Origin of the sequence: Neopoerus faecalis (genome assembly GCF_029218125.1) — a bacterium.
Taxonomy (GTDB): Bacteria; Bacillota; Clostridia; order Oscillospirales; family Oscillospiraceae; genus Oscillibacter; species Oscillibacter faecalis_A.
The window spans coordinates 132,007-155,325 of sequence record NZ_JARFXX010000006.1 but is presented as its reverse complement, the minus strand read 5'-3'; the positions used below and the strand labels follow the sequence as shown (position 1 = coordinate 155,325).

Here is a 23,319-nt window from a genome sequence, read left to right as displayed (position 1 = left end):
TGATGCAAGGCCCTGTCGGGCTGAAGGAGGCGCCATGAACCGGCGTAAAAAATCACTGACGTACCTGTTGCTTCTGCCTTTGCTGCTGGTTGTGCTGCTTCAGGGCATTGTCCCCTTTTCCATTCTGCTGGCCAGCGGCACCCGGGAAACCATGGAGCGCAATACCGTGGACATCGACAGCAATTTGGTGGAAAACCAGAGTGTTGTGCTGCAAAACGCCATGGTGGACCAGTGGAGCGGCATTCGGAACGAAAGCAACTTTCTAACCAATATGCTCTGGTCATTCCTTGCGGAGCAGGATATCTCCATAGGGACCTTTCTGGGAGATTCGGTGCTCCAGCGCGCCTATGCGGCGCAGGTATTCCCGGAGCTTCTGGACTATCTGCGGCGGGACAGCTCCTGCGGCGTGTTCCTGATTCTCGCCAACAGCGCCGACCCGATGCTTCCGGCAAATTACGAGGGCTTTTTCCTGCAGGATTCCGACCCCGCCACCAAAACCGAGACAAACTCCGACCTTCTGATTGAGCGCGGCGATAAGGCGCTGGCCCGCCAGTCCGGCATTACGCTGGACAGCTCATGGTCCCCCTCCTTCTCCTTTCAGGGGAGCGGTGTTCGGGCGGCGGACGATTTCTTCTATAAGCCCTATCTGGTAGCCCGCGAAAATACAACCGTGGACATGACCAGCCTTGGCTATTGGTCCCTGCCCTTTACATTAGAGGCGCATCCGCTGGATAACCACTGGATGATTACCTATTCCGTTCCCCTGCTGTGCAACGGCGAAATATACGGCATTGTCGGCGCGGAGGTATCCACCAGCTATCTTTCCAATAACTATCTCTCCCTCCGTGAGCTGGACCGCAGTCAAAACGCCGGCTACGCGCTGGCCATTGACCAGGGGGACGGAAGCTACCGGGCCATCATCGGCAAGGGCGCGCTGTATGAAGCCGTTCATCAGGAAGACGGTCTGTTTACCCTGTGGAAAACAGAGGTCAGTAATCTGCTCCGTGTCAAGGACTCTCAGGTGGGCGACCAGGACGTTTACGCCGTTGTCTCCGGCATGAAGCTCTATAACCGCAACGTTCCCTACGGAAATACGGATTGGGTCCTCTGCGGCTTTGTATCGGAAAGCTCCGTGTTCGGCCTTGGAAATCAGCTCTATCAGAATGTTCTCACCACGATTCTGTTCTGTGCGCTCATTGGCATGGCCGCCATGTTTGTGTGCGTCCGGCAAATTACCCGGCCGGTCTATCAACTGGTGGACAGCGTTCGAGGCGGTCTGCACGGCCTGAAGCTGTTCCGCCCCTCTGATATTTTAGAGGTGGACGAACTGCACCATGTCATTCAAACGCTGACGGAAAGCGAAATCACCACTGAAAATCAGCTTGCCGAAGAAAAGGAGCGCTACCGCATCGCGCTGAAAAGCTCCAGCGATGTCTTCTTCACCTACCGGCAGGAGGAACAGCTCATTGAAATCGTCAACAGCCGGCAATTTAACGGCACATGGACGGTAGAGCAGTTCCGGAAGGGTGTCCTACAGTCCTGCCTCACGCCGGAGGAGCAGGCATCCTTCAACGCCCTTCTATCCAGCTATGCACCGGAGGTACGGGCACAATTTCTGTTCCGCCTCCCGGAGCATCCTAACGGACTGTGGGTAGAGCTGCGCGGCAAGGCTGTTCCTGAGGCTCAGACGGGACATCGCCGCGTGGTGGGTTTTGCCCGTGACATTCAGGAGGAAAAGCTGAAAGAGCTGGAGCGGACACAGCGGCAGATGCTTGACCCCGTGACAGACTTTTACCGTTTGAAACCCGGTCTGAACGCCGTTGCCGCCGCCCGCCGCAGCAGCCCTGTGGGCTTCCTTGTTCTCATTGACATCTGCGACTTTACCAAAATCGTCCAAAGTCACAGCCTGACCTTCGGCGATGTGATTTTAGAGGAATTTTCCAAGCAGATTGCCTCCGTCTGCGGCGGCATAACCACGCAGCCCCTCTTGATTCGGGCCGGCTCCGACGAATTTCTCCTCTGGCTGCCGAACGTCACCGAAGTGGATTGCCGTGGCGCTTTGAAGGCATTGCAGACACAGTTCGCCTCTCTGATTCGTTCCAGCGCGCTGGAGCTTCGCTTCCGGGCCGGTATCACCCCTGCCACAGGAGAATCCACGGAGCTTCTTCTGCGTCAGGTCCGCACGGCCCTTGCCAATGCGGAGCTGCTGGATGCCCCGCTTGCCGTATGGGGCAGTTTGGAACAACCCAATGCCGCAGGCAAGCCCTTTGGCGAGGTCATATCCCTTGGCTACACGGAGCAGATGGGACTTGCCGCGCTGGCGCTGAATCTGTTTGACCGCAGCCCCTCCACCCCGGCGGCGCTGGACCTGCTGTGCTGCCGCCTGCGGGACCGCTTCGGCCTTAAAAATCTGCTGATCGACACGTTCCGGCAGGAGTATTTTTCCAGCAGCGTTGAATACGAGTGGCGCCCCGTTCTGGCACTTGGCAGTGAGCACAGCATCATTCGGTGGACCGATGAGAGCTACCGTCATCTGGACAGCGCTGTGGAGCAGGGCAAGCTGCTGCCCTTAAAGCAGCTTTATTTCATGCTCACGCTGCCCGATGACATCTATCAGCCAGAGGGCCTTATGTTCCCCATGTCGGATAACGGCCGGTATTCCGGCGGACTGTTCCTCATCGGCGTGGACGCCGCGCTTCTGGAGAAAAAAGAGGACGCCAATCTTCTCTGGGAACTCGGCACCATCATCCAGAACCGCATCAACCTGACCCACCATGACCAGTCCGCGCAGGCCAAATCCGAGTTCCTTGCCCGGATGTCCCACGAGATTCGCACACCCATGAACGGCATCATCGGCATGACGGAAATCGCCCTGAAGGAAAACCAGACCGAGGCCGCCCGGCTGGAGTGTCTGCAAAAGGTACGCAGCTCCTCCGAATATCTGCTGGGCCTGCTGAATGATATTCTGGATATGTCCAAAATTGAAAGCGGAAAGATGTCTCTGGTGGAGGAGGATTTTGACCTGCCACAGCTTTTGAACGAGCTGCATCCTGTGCTGGACGCCAAATTTGAGGAAAAGCAGCAGCTATTCCGCACGGATATTCAGCTTAATAATGACTGGTTCCGCAGCGATTCTCTCCGCATTACGCAGGTGCTCATCAATCTGCTGGGCAACGCCATCAAGTATTCCGGCAGCGGTACGGAAATTCTCCTGACCGTGCGGGAAACGGTGCTCTCCGGTGGGTGTTCCCGGGTCTATTTTGCCGTGCAGGACCACGGCATCGGCATCGGTGAGGCGGACCGCCAGCGGATTTTCCAGAGCTTTGAGCAGCTGGACAGCTCCGTTGCCCGCCGTCAGGGTACCGGCCTCGGTCTTGCCATCAGCAACCGGCTGGTGCACATGATGGGCAGCAGCATTCATCTGGACAGCACCGTGGGACAGGGCAGTACCTTCTCCTTCTCCCTGACCCTCAAGCACGGCACGGCTCAGGCGTCCCGTCCCGCGCAGCAGCCGGAGGGTGAACTGAAGTTCAACGGTCTCCGGGTCCTTGTGGCGGAGGACAATGCCCTGAACATGGAAATTCTGAAAACGTTTTTGGAGGACATGGACTGCCGCGTGGACTGCGCGTGCAACGGCAGTGAGGCCGTGGAAAAATTCTGTGCCTCCCCGGAGGGCTATTACCGGGTGGTCTTTATGGACGTTATGATGCCGGTCATGGACGGTCTGGCCGCCACTCATGCCATCCGCACCCTGCCTCGGAAGGACAGCGCTGCCGTTCCCATTGTGGCTGTCAGCGCCAACGCCTTTGACGAGGATATCAAGCGCTCCCTTGCCAGCGGCATGAACGCCCACCTCTCCAAGCCCATTGAGGTGCAGAAGCTCCGTGAGCTGCTCCGGCAGCTTACCTCCAACGCATAAATCAAGACGCGCCCCGGTACGGTGAAACGTACCGGGGCGCGCTTTCTATTCTTGTATTAAAAGACAGGCCGTTATTCGTCCAGCGCAGTCAAATCCGCAAACGTCTCGCGGCGGACCGCCGTATAGCTCCCCTCTGGCGTCAGCATCACAATGGGCGGACGGGGCAGGCGGTTATAATTGGAGGCCATGGAGTAATTATAGGCCCCGGTGGTGCAGACTGCCAAAATATCGCCCCGGCAGGTATCTGCCGGCAGCTCCACATGGGGCTGGATAATGTCGCCGCTTTCACAGCAGCGGCCCACCACATCGAAGCGCTCTGTGGGGCCGGTCTTGCTGCCGTGATACACCGTGTACCGGGACTGGTACAGCGCGTAGCGGGGATTGTCCGTCATGCCGCCATCCACTGCGGCATACTGCTTATAGCCGGGAATCCGCTTAATAGAGCCAACGGTATACAGCGTCATACCCGCGTCGGCCACAATGCTGCGGCCCGGCTCCATCAAAAAGCGGGGCATCGGCAAGCCGTGCTTTTCCGTTTCACGCCGCAGATGGAGGGCCACCTCCCGCAGCCGCGCCGGGATGTCAATGGCCTCGTCCTCCTCGGTATAGCGGACGCCGTAGCCGCCGCCCAAATTCAGCTCCTCCAGCACAGCGCCGGTCTCGTCCCGTATCTCCGCCAGAAACGCCGCCATGATGTCAATGGTCCGCTGGTACACATCCTCTCCAAACACCTGAGAGCCCACATGGCAGTGCAGCCCCAGCAGCTTCAGGTGCGGCTGGGCCAGCGCCAGCTTCACAAGCTCCATGGCCTGTCCCGTCTCCACGGCGGCCCCGAACTTGGAATCCACCTTTCCGGTGCTCACGGCCTCGTAGGTGTGGGGGTCGATGCCCGGCGTCACCCGCAGCAAAATGGCCTGCGTAACACCCGCCCCCGCCGCCGTTTTCTCCAGCGCCAGCAGTTCCTCCCGGTTATCCGCAATGAAGCAGCCGATACCGGATGCTACGCCGTAGGCAATGTCCGCGTCCGTCTTGCAGTTACCGTGAAAATGGATACGCTCCGCCGGAAAACCCGCGGCCAACGCGGTATACAGCTCCCCGGAGGACACGACATCCACGCCCATGCCCTCCTCCGCCATAATGCGGTAGATCTGCTTGAAGGACGCCGCTTTGCTGGCATACAGCGGTAGAGAGTCCTCTGGGAAATTCTCCCGGAACGCCTTTAGATACATCCGACAGTTGCTCCGAATCCGCTGCTCATCCATCAGGTACAGTGGGGTGCCGTATTCCGCCGCCAGGCGGGTCACCTCCTGACCCGCAATGGTCAAAACGCCCTCCGGCGTTCGTCCGATATTATCTGAAAGCATTTTTCATTCCTCCTGCGGCTAAGCCGACAATTCACGGCATTCCCGCAGGCGCCGTTATTTTGTGATAGATAATACCATATTTTTCCGACTGTGGAAAGCGTTTTCTTTCCATTTTTCGCCGCAAAACTGCACAAAATTACGGCGGACAACCGCCTTCTCTCCGTTGTCCGCCGTTTAAAAACAAATCAGGCAAAATATTTTCGTCTGCCGTGTCTGACCGTTTAGGAATCCTGTGTGCTCTGCCCGCCCGCCGAACGGTCCAGATAGGAATAGAGGGTATATTTGGATATTCCGAAATATTTGGCCACCTTCTCCCCGGAGCGGGTCACTAAAAAGGCCCCCTGCTCGCTGAGGAAGCGGATGGCGCGAATCTTGTCTTCCTTATTCATTAGTGCTGCCGGCTTTCCCACCAGCGCAACGGACTGTCCGATGAGCTCGTCCAGCACATCGTTGATGTTGATGATCTTCTCCGGCTCCGCCGACTGCGGCTCGTCCACGGAAATAAAGTCCCGCAGGGCCTCCCCCGCCAGCAGCATGGCGGAAATATCGAAGTTGATGGCCAGAATGGCCGTTACCCTTCCCCTGGCATTTTTGATGTAGATCGTGGAGGATTTCAAAATCTTCCCCTCCGGCGTCCGGGTCAGGTAGCAGAGATGGTCCCGGGCCTCCCACTCCTGATGCTCCATGCGCTCCAGCACAACGGCGGAGGCACCGTCCCCCACCTTTCTCCCGGAAACGTGCCCGTTCTCAATGGCAACGATGGTGTGGTCCGCGTGCCGGGTCAGGTCATGGACCACCACCTCACAATGACTGCCGAACTGCGCCGCAATGCCCTTTGCGATCTGGCATAAAAGTTCCAGCCTTCCGCTCTCCATGCACACCACCCTTTCCCGTTCATCATACCATACTCCCACGGCAATGCAAACATTTTTCTAAAAATTTTTTAGGTCTGTAAAAATTTTGTTTGACACCTGTTAAAAGCGTGTTATGATGAAGGTAACTACAGGCGCGATCCAGAAAATAACCATATTTGACGGAGGGCAACAACATGGATTTTGAAGCGATCAAGGCGGCGGCCCGCGGCTATCAGGCGGATATGACCCGCTTTCTGCGGGAAATGATCTCCCACCCCAGCGAAAGCTGCGAGGAGCGCGAGGTTGTTCACTGCATCAAGGCGGAGATGGAGCATCTCGGCTATGACGAGGTGGAGGTAGACGGTCTCGGCAATGTCATCGGCTGGATGGGCGATGGAGAAAAGATCATCGCCATCGACTCTCATATCGACACCGTCGGCATCGGCAACCTCTCCAATTGGGAGGCCGACCCCTACGAGGGCTACGAAACTGAGGACATCATCTACGGCCGGGGCGGCTCCGATCAGGAGGGCGGCATGGCCGCTGCCGTATACGGCGTCAAGATCATGAAAGATCTGAATCTCATTCCCTCCGGCTATCGAATCATGGTAGTGGGCTCCGTTCAGGAGGAGGACTGCGACGGTATGTGCTGGCAGTACATCGTCAACAAGGACTTTGGCGGCCCTGAGGACGCCCGCAGCAAAATCGAGTTCGTGATCTCCACCGAGCCTACGGACGGCGGCATTTACCGGGGTCACCGGGGCCGCATGGAGATTCGCGTAGATGTAAAGGGAATCTCCTGTCATGGCTCTGCCCCGGAGCGGGGCGACAACGCCATCTATAAAATGGCGGATATTTTGCAGGACATCCGTTCCCTGAATGAAAACGGCGATGGTCCCTCCAACGAGATTCGGGGCCTTGTGAAAATGCTGAACCCCGCCTTCAACCCGGAATACGCCGAGGACGCGCAGTTCTTGGGCCGGGGCACCTGCACGGTCTCCCAGATTTTCTACACCTCCCCCTCTCGCTGCGCCGTGGCGGATGGCTGCTCCATTTCCGTTGACCGCCGCATGACCGCCGGTGAAACATGGGACTCCTGTCTCAAGGAAATTGAGGCGCTCCCCGCCGTGCAAAAATATAAGGACGATGTGAAGGTCAGTATGTATATGTATGACCGTCCCTCCTGGACCGGCGCTGTCTATGAGACGGAGTGCTTCTTCCCCACTTGGATCAATAAGGAAAGCGCCGCCCATGTTCAGGCATTGGCGGACGCCCATAAGGCGCTTTGGGGCGAGCAGCGCATCGGCCACGCCGATGCCGATCCCAAATATGATGCCATGCACCTGCGGCAGCGGCCCCTTATCGACAAGTGGACGTTCTCCACAAACTGCGTATCCATTCAGGGCCGCTATGGCATCCCCTGTGTTGGCTTCGGCCCCGGCGCGGAATCGCAGGCCCACGCCCCCAACGAGATCACATGGAAGCAGGACCTTGTGACCTGCGCCGCGCTGTACGCCGCCGTTCCCGGCCTCTATAAGCCGGAAAACCGGACAAATGACGCAACTGAGTTCCGCCAGAGCCTGACCGACAACGAAATCCAATAAAAACACATATAGGAGAGAGAATCATGTCTAAGACAACCGAACTGGCCCGCCATTTAGAGCGCCTGCACATCAACAATATGTATAAGTCCGATTTTTACTGGACTTGGGATAAAACCGATGAGGAATTGGAGGCCATTTTCACGGTGGCCGATGCCCTGCGGGACCTGCGGGAACGGAACAGATCTACCCGCATCTTCGATTCCGGCCTTGGAATCTCTATTTTCCGGGATAATTCCACCCGCACCCGTTTCTCCTTTGCCTCTGCCTGCAACCTGCTGGGCCTTCAGACGCAGGACCTTGATGAGAAAAAGAGCCAGATCGCCCACGGCGAGACTGTCCGGGAAACGGCGAACATGGTGTCCTTCATGGCCGATGTCATCGGTATCCGGGACGATATGTACATCGGCGAGGGCCACAGATACCAGAAGACCTTCATGGATGCGCTGAATGAGGGCTACCGGGACGGTATTCTGGAGCAGCGTCCCACGTTGGTGAATCTTCAGTGCGATGTGGACCATCCGACGCAGTGCATGGCCGATATGCTGCACATTATCCACCAGTTCGGCGGCATAGAAAATCTGAAGGGCAAAAAGATCGCTATGACATGGGCCTATTCCCCCTCCTACGGCAAGCCCCTGTCCGTCCCGCAGGGCGTCATCGGCCTGATGACCCGCTTCGGCATGGACGTTGTGCTGGCTCACCCCGAGGGCTACGAGGTCATGCCCGAGGTGGAGGAGATCGCCCGGAAGAACGCGGCGGCCACCGGCGGCAGCTACAAACGGGTCGCCACGATGGAGGAGGCGTTTGACAATGCCGACATCGTGTATCCCAAGAGCTGGGCGCCCTTCGCCGCCATGCAGGAGCGCACCAAGCTCTATGCCGCCGGCGATCAGGCGGGCATTGACGCGCTGGAGCAGCGCCTGCTATCGCAGAACGCACAGCACAAGGACTGGACCTGCTCCGAGGACATGATGAAGCGGACAAAGGAGGGCAAAGCGCTGTATCTCCACTGCCTGCCCGCCGATATTTCCGGCGTGAGCTGCAAGGAGGGCGAGGTGGACGCCTCCGTATTTGACCGCTATCTGGTGCCGCTTTATAAAGAGGCCAGCTTCAAGCCCTATATCATCGCCGCCATGATCATGATGAGTCAGGTAAAGGACCCCGTTTCCGCTCTGCGGGCGCTGGACGCCGCTGACAGCAGCCGCAAGCACTTTTAAAAAGGCGAGCGTACATAAAATACAGCCATAGCGGGAATCCTATTCCCGCTATGAGCTTTTCTTGGGAAAGCCATCGTCATGATTATGATTAGAAACGAGGATGCAGCTATGGGTAAACGTATCGTCATTGCTCTGGGCGGCAATGCGCTGGGTAAAAATCTGCCGGAGCAGATGCAGGCTGTCAAGGAGACCTCCAAAGCCATCGCGGACCTGATCGAAGCCGGGCATCAGGTTGTTATCGCCCACGGAAACGGTCCTCAGGTGGGCATGATTCAAAACGCCTTTGCCGCTTACCGCAAGCAGGAGCCCAGCGCTGACGTCATGCCGCTTTCCATGTGCGTTGCCATGAGTCAGGGCTATATCGGCTACGATCTGCAGAACGCTCTGAAGGAGGAGCTTTTGAACCGTGGACTTCAGCAGGGCGTGGCCACCGTTTTAACGCAGGTGGTGGTGGATGAAAACGATCCCGCCTTCCGGCATCCCACAAAGCCCATCGGCGCCTTTATGGCAAAGGAGGAAGCGGAGAAAATGGCCCGGGAAAAGGGCTGGAGCGTGGTGGAGGACGCCGGACGCGGCTGGCGGCAGGTTGTTGCCTCCCCCCAACCCATGGCGGTGGTGGAGCTGACAACCATCAAGACGCTTGCCGAGGCCGGCAGCGTTGTCATCGCCTGCGGAGGCGGCGGTATTCCGGTCATTGCTACAAACCGCCACCACCTCAAGGGCGCCGCCGCTGTCATTGACAAGGACTTCGCCTCGGAGCTGCTGGCAGAGCACCTCAATGCCGATATGCTCATCATCCTTACAGCCGTTGAAAAGGTCGCAGTCAACTTCAACAAGCCTGACCAGAAATGGCTGGATACCATGACGCCCGATGAGGCCCGCGCCTATATGGCCGAGGGGCAGTTTGCCCCCGGCTCCATGCTGCCAAAGGTGGAGGCCGCCGTGAAATTCGCGGAATCCAAGCCCGGCCGCACCGCTCTTATCACACTGCTGGAAAAGGCCCGGGATGGTATCGACGGTAAAACCGGCACCAGAATCTCCCTGTAGTCACGCAAAAAAAAACAGGCGAACACACTTAAAGAGTGTTCGCCTGTTTTTTTATTTACTTCGTATGCAGTCGTGCGGCTGTGACAATATTGCTCATCAGCATAGCCCGAGTCATGGGTCCCACGCCTCCCGGCACCGGGGTGATGTAGGACGCAATAGGCTCTACACCTGCAAAATCCACATCGCCGCAGAGCTTGCCCGCGTCATTGCGGTTCATGGCCACATCAATGACCACCGCTCCGGCCTTCACCATATCGGCGGTGACAAAGTTCACACGCCCCACAGCAGAAACCAGAATGTCCGCCTGTCGGGTCAGCTCCGCCAAATCCGGCGTTCTGGAATGGCACAGCGTCACTGTCCCCTCCGCCTGCGTCAGCAACGCCGCCATGGGTTTGCCGACAATATTGCTGCGCCCCAGCACCACGCACCGCTTCCCCGCAGGGGAAATGCCGTATTCCCGCAGCATTTCCATGACGCCTGCCGGTGTGCAGGGCAGAAATACCGGACTGCCGGCCTGTAGTCGCCCCACATTATAGGGGTGGAAGCAGTCCACATCCTTCTCCGGCGCGATGGCCTCAATGACCGCCGCTTCTTCCAGCGGCTCCGGCAAAGGGAGCTGCACCAAAATCCCGTCTACCTCCGGGGCGCGGTTCAGACGGTCAATGAGCGTCAGCAGCTCTGCTTGTGTTGTCTGCGCCGGAAGCCGGTAGGGAAAGCTGCGGATGCCGCACTCCGCGCAGTCCACCTCTTTGCCCCGCACATACACCTGCGAGGCAGGGTCCTCCCCTACCAATACCACTGCCAGCCCCGGACGGCGGGGCAGCTCTGCCGCCGCTGCCGCAGCACGGGCCTTGACCTTGACCGCCAGTGCCTTTCCGTCAATCCGCACTGCCATGGTCTTCCTCATCGGCGGTCTCCGTTTCCGCGGACTCCCGATTTTCGGTCTCGGTCTCGACGGCTTCCGCCGTCTCCGCCTCCGTTTCCACGGCGTCCGTTTCTTCACCGGCAGTGGGCCCCTCATTCAAAAGCGTTTCCGCTAAAACCGCGTCCTCCGATGCCGCTGCGGCAGCCCGGGCCTTCTCGGCGGCCACTCGGTTCACCCATAGGCCCTCCGGCGACCGCTTTTTGACGGCGATGTTATATACCAGCATAAAGGCCGCCACCGCCGCCATAACGATGCTCAGCGCCTGAGAAACGCGGATGCGCTGGCCAAACAGCTCCCAGTTAAAGAGGTACAGGCTGTCCGTCCGCAGGCCTTCGATCCAGCTCCGGCCAAGGCCATACCACAGGAAGTAGAACCATGTGTTCTCCCCATCAAAGCGGCGGCCCTTGGACACGATGAACAGGATCAGCAGCAGGCCGATCAAATTCCAAAGGCTCTCATAGAGGAACGTGGGGTGCACCTCAATGCTGGTATAGCTGGTGACCCACAGCTTCATCCGCCAAGGCAGGGTTGTTTCCGTGCCGAAGGCCTCCCGGTTGATGAAATTGGCCCAGCGGCCGATGATCTGCCCCAGCATCAAACCCATCACCGCCAGATCCGTCATGGCAAAGAAGGGGATCTTATGCCGCTTCGTGTAGATCAGCGCCACAAGGACGCCGACGATCACCGTACCGTAAATGGCGAGGCCGCCATCCCAAATACGCAGCATGGCGCCCCAGTCCAGCGAACCGTCCGCTTTGCGGTAGAGGTCCAGATAAAAGAGCACATAATAAATGCGGGAGCCGATGATGCAGCAGGGCACGGCCCAGAGCACCATGTCCATGACGTTGTCCTCCGTCAGTCCGTAGTGCTTGGACTGCTTCATACAGAGATACAGCCCCGCCAGCATGGCAGCGGCCAGAATGATCCCGTACCAGTAGATCCCGTGGCCGATATGGATGGCCACCGGGTCAATGTTCAATTCCCAATCCCCGAACAGGCCGGGGAAGCTGATGGGCATGTTTTTCATTGCGGTCAATGCATTCACAACAGGTTCTTCCTTTCGCCAACGGAGCCGCCGCCCCATTGTATATGTTTTCGTGCAAGAGAGCCAACGGGCCTTTTCCTCCGTTCCCCCGCTTACTGCTTGGGAACAATGCGGCTGAGGACCATGTGCTCCGCCGTGACGTTCGTTTTCAGGAACGCGGCAATGTCCTCCGCCGTAATGGAGTCAAACACCTCCGGGAAGCGGAGCGGATCATAGCCGTGGAAATAGCCCTCCGTCAAGGTCACAGCGATGTTCTCAAAGGAGTTCAGACCCCGGAGATTTGCGCCGAAGGACGCCTTGCGGATACGCTGGAAGTACGCCTCGTCCATACCCTCCGCCGCAAGACGCTCCGCCTCCTGCAAAATGGCGTCTGTCACCGCGTTTGCGTCCCTGCTGTCTCCTCCGGCGTAGAGATACGCCACACCGGGCAGCATCTCATAGGCGCCGCCGAAGCTGGGATTGATGAGTCCCTGCTCATAGAGCCGCTGGTAAAGCGGGCTGGAATCCCCCAGCAGAATATCGCAGGCCAGATCGCCCAGGATATTTGCCCGCATATAGTCGCTACCCTCCGCCGCCGGCGCGCACTTGAAGCCCGCAAGGAACTGCGGCGCGGAGACCTCCATCTCCATGACAGTTTCCTTTTCCGCCACGGTCTCCGGCTCCTCGCCGTAATCCCGCTCAATGACCGGGCCGCTGAGCTTTGGCAGCACCCGGTTGGCAAGGTCAGCCACATGAATCGGGTCCACATCGCCCACCACTGTCAAAATCATGTTGGCCGGGGTGTAAAACGCCTTGTGGCAGTTATAGAGCGTGTCGGCGGTGATGTGGGAAATGCTCTCCACCGTTCCGGCAATGCTGGTGCGGGCCGCGTGGTTATGGTACAGCGCCCGTAGCATCCGGGTGTATATCTGCCAGTCGGGGTTGTCCTCGATCATACGAATCTCCTGCCCGATGATGCCCTGCTCCTTGGCAACACTCTCATCGGTGAAATAGGGAATGGACACAAAGGACAGCAAAATCCGCAGATTTTCCTCAAAATGCTCGGTGGAATCAAAATAGTAGGCCGTCATGGCATTGGCGGTAAAGGCATTGGGTTCCGCACCGTTTTTAGCAAGCTCCTGCAGGGCGTTGCCCTCCCGGGTGTCAAACATCTTGTGCTCCAGATAGTGCGCGATGCCTGCCGGAGTATCCAGCCATTTTCCATCCAGCCGGAAGCGGGTATCCATGCCGCCGTAACGGGTGGAGAAAAAGGCGTACTTCTTGCTGTAGCCGGGCTTTGGGACCACGCAGACCTCCAAGCCGTTTGCAAGGCGCTGGCGGCAGACCGCCTCGCCGATCCGCTCATAAAACGTTTCCTTCATGCCTGCGCCTCCTTACCCTTCAGGAAATAGACGGTATCCAGCTTCACCATGCTCATGGCCCGGCAGATACGCTCCGCCGAAACCTCCATCACAGCCTGCGCCAAATCGGCCGGGGTCTCGCTGCGGCCGGTAGCCGCCTGCCCCAAATAGAAGTTTTCCAGCTTGCCCTGGGAATCTCCCACAGTGGCGTAGCTGTTGAGCAGTGTGGAGCGGGCGCCGGCCAGCTCCCATTCCTCCAGCTCACCGTTCTGCACCGCCGCGAGCTGAGATAGAATCTCATCGTAGGCCCGCTGGTAATTCTGAAATTCGATACCGGAGGAAACCGTGATGATACCCTTCTGCCGGTGGTACATGGAGGAGGCGTAGTAGCACAGGGACAGCTTTTCCCGCACATTCAAAAAGAGCTTGGAGTTGCTGGAGCCGCCAAAGAGCGTGTTGCCCAGCAGCAGAGCGGGCATGTCGTCACTGCCGCAGGAAAAGCCCATGCTCAGCTTGCCCTGCGTCACCTCCATCTCGTCCTCCACGGTCTGTACGCTTTCCCGGCAGACATGTGGCACGGCATCGGCAATGGTCCGCACCTCCTCCCGGGGCAGCGTGGCAAAGGCCGCCGCCAACGCCTGACGCACCCGGTCCAGTTCGGCGCTGCCGCTGTAAATAATTTCCAGCGGTGCCGTTGTGATCAGGTCACGATACTGGTCATAAAGCCGCAGCGCCTGCAGCTTGTCCACCGTTTCCTCATCGCCCAGCCGGGGAATGGAATACGGCTCCCCGGTGCACATGGTCCGCAGCAGGCGGCTGTCCGCCCAGTCCCGCTTATCGTTGACGAGGGAGCGGATGGCCTCCAGCAAATTTGTCTTTTCGCTTTCAAAATACTCCGGAACAAACCGGCCATGGCTCGTCACCGGGTCGCAGATCAGCTCGCCCAGCAGCGCCGCCGCAGGCTCTAACAGACGCTCGCCCCCCGGCGCGTAGCGGTCGTCAATGAAACTGGCTACAAAGCCAATGCACTGATTTTCGCCCTTTTTCCGCACCGTGTAATCAATGGACGCATCGTAAAGGTCATCCATTTTCCGGGACAGCGCTCCCATGTCCGGGCAGCTCACCGTGCCCCGCCGCAGCACCGCCGCCAGCAGCGCGTTGGCCCCGGCGGTCTCCCACCGCAGCGGCGTGACAAACTGCGCGGAGAGCAGGCTGGTTTTGAATTTTCTGGCAGGCAGATAGGTCAGGTGGACGCCCTGCGCCAGCTGAATACGTGTTGCTTCCAAATCATCAGCTCCTTATGGGGCGGCAGAGCCGTCCCTCTCAATGTCAATACAGAGGATATTATATGCCATATTTATGAACAATTCAAACCTTTTTCGCAAAACAGGGCCGCATTTTACCATACGGGCAAAAAAAGTGCGGAAACCGCGAAAAAATGCGGTTTTCGCACTGATTTTCCAATCTATTCCAACACCCGCAGCAGATTTTCGGAGGCAATGCCCTGCCGCTCCGCCGCTGAAAAGCCCAGCCGCTCCAGCTCGAAGAAGAAATTTCCGGTCTGGGCGCAGCTCTCCATGCCCTCGCAGCCCTCATTGCCCGGGCCGAAGTATTCACAGAAATCAAAGCCGCAGGCCACGTGTTCCGGCCCGATGGTCTCCGCGATATGGGCGGCGTGGCGGGCCAGCATGGCTGCGGTCTGCATACGCGGCTCCGCATGGACGAACCCGTGGTACACATTGACACCAATGACGCCGCCGGTATCCCGAATAGCCCGGAGTTGCTCATCCGTCAGGTTCCGGCGGACATCGCACAGGGCGCGGCAATTGGAATGAGATGCCACCACCGGCCCTTCCGCCAGCTTCAGAATATCCCAAAAGCTGCGGTCGCTGGTGTGGGACACATCCGGGAGGATTCCCCGGGCCTGCATCCGGCGCACAGCCTCCCGTCCCAGCGGCGTCAGCCCCCGGTCCGGGTCGCCGCCTGCGCCGCAGGCCAATTGGTTTTCTTCATTCCATGTCAACATCCCCAGCCGGACACCCCATGCCGCATATTGGTCGATGCGCTCCAGCCGGTCTCCTACCGGCTCCATGCCCTCCACCACAAGAAAGGTAAAGCGCTTCCCCTCCGCCGCAGCGCGCCGGGCCTCCGCCGCTGTCCGCACCGGGACCAGCCACGGGCACTCTGTCAGCTCCGCCCGGGCACAGTCCATCATGAGTTCCGTCCTCTGCCAACCGTCCGCTTTGGGGTATTCCGTCCAGAAACCGTCCTCCTCTGCCGTTGTCCACAGGGACAACCCCAGTCCGCCAATGCCGCCCGCCCTCAGCCCCGACAGATGGCGGCGCTCCAGCACATGGTCCTCTCCCTCCAAGCGGCGGCGTGTCACATCGTAAAGCAGGTCCGAATGTCCGTCAAAAATCATCATCCGGTGTCGCTCCTCCCCTTTTTGTACAGTATATTCGGATACCGTCTCCGCCGCAAGCACAAATTTCTTTGAAAAATCCATGGTTTTTCCCCGATTTTCCCTTGACTTTTCAAAGAAAATCAGGTAAACTAATTGCTGTTGTAAAGCTCCACGGCTTTACAGGAAAGGAGTTCGGCATGAAAAATCAGACTTATCGGATGACGATGCTCTTTGATTTCTATGGAGAACTCCTGACAGAGAGACAAAAGGAGTTTTTCGATCTCTATTATAATGAGGACCTCTCCCTGTCTGAGATTGCCGAAAATGAGGGCATCTCCCGGCAGGGCGTCCGGGACGTCATCGTCCGGGCAGAGGCCGCCATGCAGGAGATTGAGGACAAAACCGGCCTGATTCGCCGCTTTGAGCAGTTCCGAGGGCATCTGGACGCCATCGGCGAAGCCGCCAATGAGATCAAAACGCTGAATTACCGGCAGTATGAGGACAACCGCCTGACAGAGCTCACCGATCAGATTTTGGCAGAGGCCGCCGCCCTGAAGGAGTAAGCATGGCATTTGAGGGTTTAAGTGAAAAACTGAATGTGGCCTTTAAGCGCCTGCGGGGCAAGGGCCGCCTGACGGAAAACGATGTCCGGGAGGCCATGCGCGAGGTACGCCTCGCTCTGCTGGAGGCCGACGTCAGCTACAAGGTGGTCAAGGAATTTGTTGCTGCCGTCACGGAGCGCGCCGTGGGCACAGATGTGCTGGACAGCCTGACTCCCGCGCAGCAGGTGGTGAAGATCGTCAATGAGGAGCTGACGAACCTCATGGGCGGCGGCACCGCCAAGCTGTCGCTGGCCAATAACGGCCCCACTGTTGTGATGATGGTGGGCCTGCAGGGCGCCGGTAAAACTACCACCACTGCTAAGCTGGCTGGCTATTTCAAAAAGCAGCACAGCAAGCGGCCGCTGCTTGCCGCCTGCGATGTGTACCGTCCCGCCGCTATTGAGCAGTTAAAGGTTGTGGGCGGTCAGTTGGGCCTCCCGGTTTACGAGGAAGGGCAGGGCGATCCCGTTGCCATCGCGGCAAACGCCATTCGCCACGCCAGAGACTACGGCAATGATCTGGTATTTCTGGATACCGCCGGCCGGCTCCATGTGGATGAAACCCTCATGGACGAGCTGAAGCGGATGAAGGCCACGGTCCATCCCAACGAGATTCTGCTGGTGGTGGACGCTATGACCGGTCAGGACGCGGTCAACGCCGCCGGTGCCTTCGATGAGGCTCTCGGGATTGACGGTGTGGTGCTGACAAAGCTGGACGGTGACGCCAGAGGCGGCGCGGCCCTTTCCATCAAGGCCGCCACCGGCAAGCCCATCAAATTTGTGGGTACCGGCGAAAAGCTGGATATGATCGAGCCGTTCCACCCGGACCGTATGGCCAGCCGCATTCTCGGTATGGGCGATATGCTGTCTTTCATCGAAAAGGCCCAGCAGACCTACGATGAAAAGCAGGCGAAAAAGCTGGAGGAAAAGCTGAAGAAAAACAGCTTCACCCTTTCAGATTATTATGACCAGCTCCAGCAGATTAAAGGCATGGGCGATCTCAGCCAGTTGGCCGGGATGATGCCCGGAAACCTCGGCAGCAAGCTGCAGGGCGCCACCATTGATGAAAAGGCCATGGCCCATACGGAGGCCATCATCCTCTCCATGACGCCGGAGGAACGGGAAAATCCCCAGATCTTAGGTGCCAATCGGAAAAAGCGCATTGCCGCCGGCTGCGGCCTTGAGGTGGTGGATGTGAACCGCCTTCTCAAGCAGTTTGAGGGAATGCAGCAGATCATCAAGCAGGTGGCAGGCCGCAAGCCCGCCATGGGCTTTGGCTTCGGTCACGGCCGGGGTCTGCGGAAGCGGAAGAAAAAGTAACACTGTATATTAGATGTCACATCTCAGACATTTATTATAAAAAATCAATTCATTTATTACATTTTGGAGGTACAGACAAATGGTTAAGATCAGACTGCGCCGCATGGGCGCCAAGAAGGCTCCCTTCTATCGTGTTGTTGTTGCCGACTCCCGCTTCCCCCGGGATGGCCGCTTCATCGAGGAGATCGGCACTTACAATCCCTGCGTGGCTCCCGCCGAGATCAAGATCGACGCTGACCGCGCCAAGGAGTGGATCAAGTCCGGCGCTCAGCCCACCGACACCGTGAGAGCTCTGCTGAAAAAAGTGGACGTCCTCTAATCCGGAGGACAGCGCATGAAGGACTTGCTGCTCTACATCGCCAGAAATCTGGTGGATGACCCGGACAGCGTTTCCGTAACGGAGGTCCAGGGTGATCAGGAGCTGACGTTGGAGCTGCGCGTCGCCCCCGATGACATGGGGAAGGTGATCGGCCGTCAGGGCCGCATCGCCAAGGAGATTCGGACCGTGGTCCGGTCCTACGCCCAGCGCACCGGCGTCAAGGTTTCTGTGGATATTGTAGACTGAAATCAGCCCATCCGCAATGCGGATGGGCTGATTTTTTTATTCACACTGCGAGGCCCGCATAAAACAGCCACACCAGCACATAACCCGTCAGGACCGCCGCCAGTGTAAACGGCACGCCAATGCGGACAAATTGCCCGGTTGTGACCTCATAGCCCTCCCGGCGAAGGATGCCGCAGGCGGCAATGTTGGCGCTGGCCCCCACCGGCGTCAGGTTTCCGCCCAGCGTGGCGCCGGTCAGCAGTCCGAAGCACAGCACCGCCTGATTGACGCCCAGCGACGCTGCCACACCGCCTACCACCGGCAGCATTGTCGCCGTATAGGGAATGTTATCCACAAAGGCGGAAATCAGTACCGACGCCCATACGATGATGGTATACGTCCAGAACAGGCTGCCGCCGCCCATGCGGGAGATCGCGCGGCTGAGCTCATCGATGATGCCCACCCGCTCAATGCCCCGAATCACGATAAACAGCCCTGCCAGCAGGCCCAGCGTTTCATAGTCAATGGCCTTCAGCACATCGGCTGTCAGGGATTTTTCCTTGCTTTTTCCGCTCTCCAGCAGCAATCCCACCAAAAAGAACGCCATGCAGATCACGCCGTTGGTGATGTCCGGCTTGTTGGGGATAAAGGACGCCGCGATCAGGCTCAGGACCGTTCCCAGCAGCATCCATGTGGGCAGATAGTCTGTCACCGGCGTCAGGCGGTCCGCCCGCAGTTTTCCCTTCTCTCTGCGGAACAGCACCAGCATCACCGGCACCGTCACCAGCGCCCCCGCTTCCACAACCCAGAACATTCCCGGACGCCCCCGGCAGACAAAAAAGTCCATGAAATCCAGTTCCATGTGGCCCGCCAGCAAAATCGAGGTGGTGTCCCCCACCAGTGTCGCCGCCCCCTGCAAATTGGAGCTGACCGCAATGGCCAGAATGGGCTGCACCGGGGAAATATTCAGCTTTTTGGAAATGGCCAGCCCCACCGGAGCCAGCATCAGCACCGTGGCTACATTATCTACAAAGGCGGAGACCAGTCCCGCAAACAGCGCCAGCGCGATGATAAGCCATTTCACGCTTGGCAGCACCGACACCAGCCTGTCGGACAGGCGGTTCGGCATATTGGAGCGGATGAACAGGTCCACCGTTCCCATCGTCCCCGCCAGCATCAGCAGCACATTCCAGTCCACCGCGCCGGCCACTTCCCCCACTGGAACAATGCCTATCAGCACAAAGGCCGCTGCCGCCGCCAACGCCGCAGCGGCGCGCCATGTTGGCAGCAGGAGCATCAGCGCATAAACGGCAATGAAAATCAGCAGTGCGATCAGTTTCAAAATAATTCCCCCTATTGTGTCTGATGCGCCCAAATACGACAAAAGCGAGACTCTCGCCGTACCGAAACGGCAAAAGTCTCGCCTCTTCCTACACGATCCGGGCCACAGGCTGGGATGACGAACCGTACAACGCCCCGCAGGGCGTGAGCTACTCCCTTTTACAGGTAACAGCATAGCAGACACCGCCCAGTCCTGTCAAGACAAACCTTTGTTAAGGCAGCCGGCAAATCCGCACCGCCTCAAAAGCTCCGCCAAAAGGAAGCACGTTCACTGCCGCCGCGCGGTACGGTATTCATCTCCGAGGCGATAAAACGGACAGGCATCGTTGGCAGCGCGGAGAAAGCGCTCCATCTCATCCTCGTCCAGATCCGCCTCGCAGAAATTCGTATCCGTTTCCGGGTCATAATCGTAATAGGCACATTCTTCGCAGTTGGTCATAGCGTCTCCCTTACCGCTCCGGCACGATCTCGATCCAGTAACCATCCGGATCAGAAATAAAATAGATGCCCATAGCCGGATTTTCATAGCAGATGCAGCCCAGCTTCTCGTGAAGCGCATGGGCCTTGTCCATATCCGGCACGCTGAGGGCCAGATGGAACTCACACTCTCCCAGATCATACTTCTGCGGATGGTCCCGGAGCCATGTCAACTCCAGACGGAAATCCGTTTTCCCGTCTCCTAAAAACGTCAGGACAAAGCTGCCATCCTCCGCCTCCTTCCGGCGCACCGACTCCAGTCCCAGCGCGTCATGATAAAACTGAATGGACTTGTCCAAATCCGCCACATTAAAATTAAAATGGTTAAAGGTGAACATTCTGCTTTCCTCCTGTTTTTCTTTCTCTTGGTCCGAAGCCGTCCTATCAGCATCGAGCCTTCTGTGCTGCGGACACTGCAGCCATTATACTGTATCCGTCCGCCCTGTGCAAGCGGTTCCCGGGGAGAACTTTTCTTCTTCCTTCGTCATTTTGTGCAAATCATTGCCATTTATTTGTATACAGCGTCATATCTTTATCCATTTTGCCCCGTGTCCCCCTGTTGACATTTCCGCTTTGCGGCGATAAAATAAGCCCAATATTCGACAGAAAGGAGCGGTCCATGATGTTCCATCGTTTTTCTCATAACCATACTATGATGTCTATGTCTGCGTCCGCTTCCTGCGCGAACGCGAATCGTTCCTGCGCTCGTTCTGCTTCTGCCAATCGTTCCATCATTGCCGTTCTGGACGCCATTATTATGGCGTCCTTTATTATTTTGTCCCTGCACGGCATTCTGGGACTGGCTTTGATTTGCCTGCCGGTCATTATTCTGCTGGTATCCGTACTTGTACTGGTACGTCTGGTTGTACGCAAGCCCATATCGCTCTGGCAGCTTGAACCTGCGATGTAACTGTTTGATACAGTAAAGCGGTTCCGCCAGCGGCGGGACCGCTTTTTTGTATGGCTTCTCCGCACCTCACACGATTGTGAAGCGCGGCGGGAGTACCTATATAACATTGTCAATTTTTGATGAAAAGGAGAACTTCAAATGAAAACGAAGAAATTACTTGCCTTTGTCATGGCCTCTGCCATGGTCCTCAGCATGGCGGCCTGCGGCGGCTCCAGCAGCTCCGGCAATTCCGGCAGTTCTGACGCTGCGGCCGACAACTCCGGCAGCACCGACACCGCCGATACCCAGACCTTCAAGCTGGGCTCCATCGGCCCCCTGACCGGTGACTACGCCATCTACGGCATGGCCGTGGTTCAGGGCGCGGAGCTGGCCGTCAATGAGATCAACGCCAGCGATTCCAAGATCAAGTTCGAGTTCCAGAAGCAGGACGATGAGGGCGATGGCGAGAAGGCCGTCAACGCCTACAACACCATGATGGACCATGGCCTGCAGGTCCTGGTTGGCCCCACCACCACCGGCGCGTCCATCGCTGTGGCCGACGTCTGCTACAATGACCGCACCTTCATGCTGACCCCCTCCGCCTCCTCTACCGACGTGACCGCCAATAAAGACAATGTGTTCCAGGTCTGCTTCACCGACCCCAATCAGGGCATTTCCTCCGCTGACTACATCTTCGAGCACATGCCCGAGAGCAAGCTGGCTGTGATCTACCGCAACGATGACGCCTATTCTCAGGGCATCCGCGATACCTTCGTTCAGGAGGCCGCCGATAAGGGCATGGAGGTCGTCTATCAGGGCACCTTCACCAATGACACTGCCTCCGATTTCACCGTTCAGCTCACCGGTGCCCAGAAAGCCGGCGCCGATCTGGTGTTCATGCCCATCTACTATCAGCCCGCTTCCATCATTCTGGCTCAGGCCAAGCAGATGGGCTATGCTCCCACCTTCTTCGGCGTGGATGGCATGGATGGCATCCTGACCATGGAGAACTTTGACGCTTCTCTGGCTGAGGGCCTGATGCTCCTGACCCCCTTCTCCGCTACCGTTCCCGAAACCAAGTCCTTCGTGGATGCTTACACCGCTGCTTATACCATCGAGCCCAACCAGTTCGCCGCTGACGCTTATGACGGTGTCTACATTGTCAAGGAAGCTCTGGAAAAGGCTGGCTGCACCGCTGATATGAGCAACTCCGACATCTGCGACGCCCTCGTGGCTCAGCTCACCAGCTCCGACTTTTCCTACTCCGGCCTCACCGGCAAGGACATGACCTGGAATGCTGAGGGTCAGGTCTCCAAGGCTCCTACCGCTTATGTCATCAAGGACGGCGAGTACGTTCTGCCCGAGGACTAAGCTGCCTTTTGAACCTTTACGCCCTGCGGCGGCCGCCGGGAATCTCCCCGGCAGCCCCGCGGCGTTGGGACGTCTGTCCTTTCCGCTTCCATAGCGGAAATCCGGGCAGAGGCAGCCCCTCCGTCCGGATTTCTGCCATGGAAATCCATTCATTCTATTTGGAAAAGAGGTTTGCCCCATGGAATTTCTCTCCTATCTGATCAGCGGCATCAGTCTTGGCAGCATTTACGCCATCATCGCGCTGGGCTACACCATGGTGTACGGCATCGCCAAAATGCTGAACTTCGCCCACGGCGACATCATCATGATCGGCGGCTATGTTTCCTTCTGCGCCATGTACTATATGAATCTTCCCCCCATCGTGGCGACGCTGCTGGCAGTCATTGCCTGCACGGCGCTGGGTATCATCATTGAGCGGCTGGCCTATAAGCCCCTCCGCTCCGCGCCCTCTCTGGCCGTGCTCATCACCGCCATCGGCGTCAGCTATTTCCTCCAGAACTCCGCTCTGCTGATCTGGAAGGCCGCCGCCAAGACCTATCCCCCTGTTGTGGAGGGATCTGTGAAGCTCTTTGACGGTCAGCTCACCATCCCCTATATTTCCCTTTTGACCATTGCTGCCTGCATCGTCATCATGCTGGCCCTGACCACCTTCGTCAGCAAGAGCAAAATGGGTAAAGCCATGCGTGCCTGCTCCGAGGATAAGGGCGCGGCGCAGCTCATGGGTATCGACGTCAACACTACCATTTCCGTGACGTTTGCCATCGGCTCCGCGCTGGCTGCCATCGCCGGTGTGCTGCTGTGCTCCTTCAACACCTCTCTGATGCCCACCACCGGCTCTATGCCCGGCATCAAGGCGTTTACCGCTGCCGTGTTCGGCGGCATCGGCTCCATTCCCGGCGCGTTCCTCGGCGGTCTGCTGCTGGGAATCATCGAGGCGCTGGCTAAGGCCTATATTTCCACGCAGCTTGCAAACTCCATCGTGTTCGCCGTTTTGATCGTGGTGCTGCTGGTGAAGCCCGCCGGCCTGCTGGGCAAGATCATGCCCGAGAAAGTGTAA

At 58.0% G+C, this 23,319-nt stretch carries 21 protein-coding genes; 11 read left to right on the top strand and 10 right to left on the bottom strand.

The window, feature by feature from the left end:
- Window positions 1-34 precede the first annotated feature (34 nt).
- Window positions 35-3,919: an ATP-binding protein gene (locus PY311_RS08860; RefSeq protein ID WP_286148322.1), complete on the top strand. Its 3,885-nt coding sequence runs from the start codon at window positions 35-37 to the stop codon at window positions 3,917-3,919.
- A 71-nt stretch (window positions 3,920-3,990) separates the two neighbouring features.
- Here the strand turns inward: PY311_RS08860 and lysA are convergent, their stop codons facing one another.
- Window positions 3,991-5,283: a diaminopimelate decarboxylase gene (gene lysA, locus PY311_RS08855; protein WP_286148321.1), complete on the bottom strand. Its 1,293-nt coding sequence runs from the start codon at window positions 5,281-5,283 to the stop codon at window positions 3,991-3,993.
- Window positions 5,284-5,504: 221 nt separating this feature from the next.
- On the bottom strand, window positions 5,505-6,158 hold the full coding sequence (locus PY311_RS08850) for a helix-turn-helix transcriptional regulator (RefSeq protein ID WP_286148320.1): 654 nt from the start codon (window positions 6,156-6,158) through the stop codon (window positions 5,505-5,507).
- A gap of 173 nt (window positions 6,159-6,331) precedes the next feature.
- Here PY311_RS08850 and PY311_RS08845 point away from each other — a divergent pair, with 173 nt between their 5' ends.
- From PY311_RS08845 to arcC, 3 genes are all read left to right on the top strand, one after another.
- The gene (locus tag PY311_RS08845) at window positions 6,332-7,741 is read left to right on the top strand and encodes a YgeY family selenium metabolism-linked hydrolase (RefSeq protein WP_286148318.1); all 1,410 of its coding nucleotides are present in this window, start codon (window positions 6,332-6,334) and stop codon (window positions 7,739-7,741) included.
- Between the two features lie 23 nt (window positions 7,742-7,764).
- A complete protein-coding gene (ygeW, locus tag PY311_RS08840; RefSeq protein WP_286148317.1) occupies window positions 7,765-8,958 on the top strand; it encodes a knotted carbamoyltransferase YgeW in 1,194 nt (397 codons plus the stop codon).
- Window positions 8,959-9,066: 108 nt separating this feature from the next.
- Window positions 9,067-10,005: a carbamate kinase gene (gene arcC, locus PY311_RS08835; protein WP_286148316.1), complete on the top strand. Its 939-nt coding sequence runs from the start codon at window positions 9,067-9,069 to the stop codon at window positions 10,003-10,005.
- A 55-nt stretch (window positions 10,006-10,060) separates the two neighbouring features.
- Here the strand turns inward: arcC and folD are convergent, their stop codons facing one another.
- The 5 genes from folD to PY311_RS08810 all read right to left on the bottom strand — a co-directional run bounded on the left by folD (window position 10,061) and on the right by PY311_RS08810 (window position 15,740).
- Window positions 10,061-10,900 carry a bifunctional methylenetetrahydrofolate dehydrogenase/methenyltetrahydrofolate cyclohydrolase FolD gene (gene folD, locus PY311_RS08830; protein WP_286148315.1) on the bottom strand — a complete coding sequence of 280 codons (840 nt, stop codon included), beginning with the start codon at window positions 10,898-10,900 and terminating at the stop codon, window positions 10,061-10,063.
- Complete coding sequence (gene lgt, locus PY311_RS08825) at window positions 10,884-11,975, bottom strand: prolipoprotein diacylglyceryl transferase (protein WP_286148313.1); 1,092 nt, start codon at window positions 11,973-11,975, stop codon at window positions 10,884-10,886. Before lgt ends, folD begins: the two co-directional genes overlap by 17 nt.
- A gap of 92 nt (window positions 11,976-12,067) precedes the next feature.
- A complete protein-coding gene (gene yfmH / locus PY311_RS08820; protein WP_286148312.1) occupies window positions 12,068-13,336 on the bottom strand; it encodes an EF-P 5-aminopentanol modification-associated protein YfmH in 1,269 nt (422 codons plus the stop codon).
- Window positions 13,333-14,601 carry an EF-P 5-aminopentanol modification-associated protein YfmF gene (yfmF, locus tag PY311_RS08815; protein WP_286148311.1) on the bottom strand — a complete coding sequence of 423 codons (1,269 nt, stop codon included), beginning with the start codon at window positions 14,599-14,601 and terminating at the stop codon, window positions 13,333-13,335. The genes yfmH and yfmF overlap by 4 nt, the downstream gene beginning before the upstream one ends.
- 179 nt (window positions 14,602-14,780) lie before the next feature.
- On the bottom strand, window positions 14,781-15,740 hold the full coding sequence (locus PY311_RS08810) for a dipeptidase (protein ID WP_286148310.1): 960 nt from the start codon (window positions 15,738-15,740) through the stop codon (window positions 14,781-14,783).
- A 176-nt stretch (window positions 15,741-15,916) separates the two neighbouring features.
- Here PY311_RS08810 and ylxM point away from each other — a divergent pair, with 176 nt between their 5' ends.
- From ylxM to PY311_RS08790, 4 genes are all read left to right on the top strand, one after another.
- Entirely contained in the window at window positions 15,917-16,282 is a 366-nt protein-coding gene (gene ylxM, locus PY311_RS08805; protein WP_286148309.1) for a YlxM family DNA-binding protein, read from the top strand.
- 2 nt (window positions 16,283-16,284) lie between these two features.
- Entirely contained in the window at window positions 16,285-17,640 is a 1,356-nt protein-coding gene (gene ffh, locus PY311_RS08800; protein ID WP_286148308.1) for a signal recognition particle protein, read from the top strand.
- A gap of 79 nt (window positions 17,641-17,719) precedes the next feature.
- Window positions 17,720-17,959: a 30S ribosomal protein S16 gene (gene rpsP, locus PY311_RS08795; protein WP_286148307.1), complete on the top strand. Its 240-nt coding sequence runs from the start codon at window positions 17,720-17,722 to the stop codon at window positions 17,957-17,959.
- 15 nt (window positions 17,960-17,974) lie between these two features.
- Window positions 17,975-18,205 carry a KH domain-containing protein gene (locus PY311_RS08790; RefSeq protein WP_187015653.1) on the top strand — a complete coding sequence of 77 codons (231 nt, stop codon included), beginning with the start codon at window positions 17,975-17,977 and terminating at the stop codon, window positions 18,203-18,205.
- 40 nt (window positions 18,206-18,245) lie between these two features.
- Here PY311_RS08790 and PY311_RS08785 read toward each other — a convergent pair whose 3' ends face one another.
- The 3 genes from PY311_RS08785 to PY311_RS08775 all read right to left on the bottom strand — a co-directional run bounded on the left by PY311_RS08785 (window position 18,246) and on the right by PY311_RS08775 (window position 20,340).
- Window positions 18,246-19,526: an ArsB/NhaD family transporter gene (locus PY311_RS08785; RefSeq protein WP_350309722.1), complete on the bottom strand. Its 1,281-nt coding sequence runs from the start codon at window positions 19,524-19,526 to the stop codon at window positions 18,246-18,248.
- A gap of 267 nt (window positions 19,527-19,793) precedes the next feature.
- Entirely contained in the window at window positions 19,794-19,964 is a 171-nt protein-coding gene (locus tag PY311_RS08780; protein WP_286148305.1) for a DUF6472 family protein, read from the bottom strand.
- A 10-nt stretch (window positions 19,965-19,974) separates the two neighbouring features.
- Entirely contained in the window at window positions 19,975-20,340 is a 366-nt protein-coding gene (locus tag PY311_RS08775) for a VOC family protein (RefSeq protein ID WP_286148304.1), read from the bottom strand.
- A 281-nt stretch (window positions 20,341-20,621) separates the two neighbouring features.
- On the opposite strand from PY311_RS08775, the gene PY311_RS08770 reads away from it, so the two are divergent.
- The 3 genes from PY311_RS08770 (at window position 20,622) to PY311_RS08760 (ending at window position 23,319) form a co-directional block, all read left to right on the top strand.
- Entirely contained in the window at window positions 20,622-20,912 is a 291-nt protein-coding gene (locus PY311_RS08770) for a hypothetical protein (RefSeq protein ID WP_286148303.1), read from the top strand.
- Between the two features lie 138 nt (window positions 20,913-21,050).
- Entirely contained in the window at window positions 21,051-22,262 is a 1,212-nt protein-coding gene (locus PY311_RS08765) for an ABC transporter substrate-binding protein (protein ID WP_286148302.1), read from the top strand.
- Window positions 22,263-22,440: 178 nt separating this feature from the next.
- Complete coding sequence (locus tag PY311_RS08760) at window positions 22,441-23,319, top strand: branched-chain amino acid ABC transporter permease (RefSeq protein ID WP_286148301.1); 879 nt, start codon at window positions 22,441-22,443, stop codon at window positions 23,317-23,319.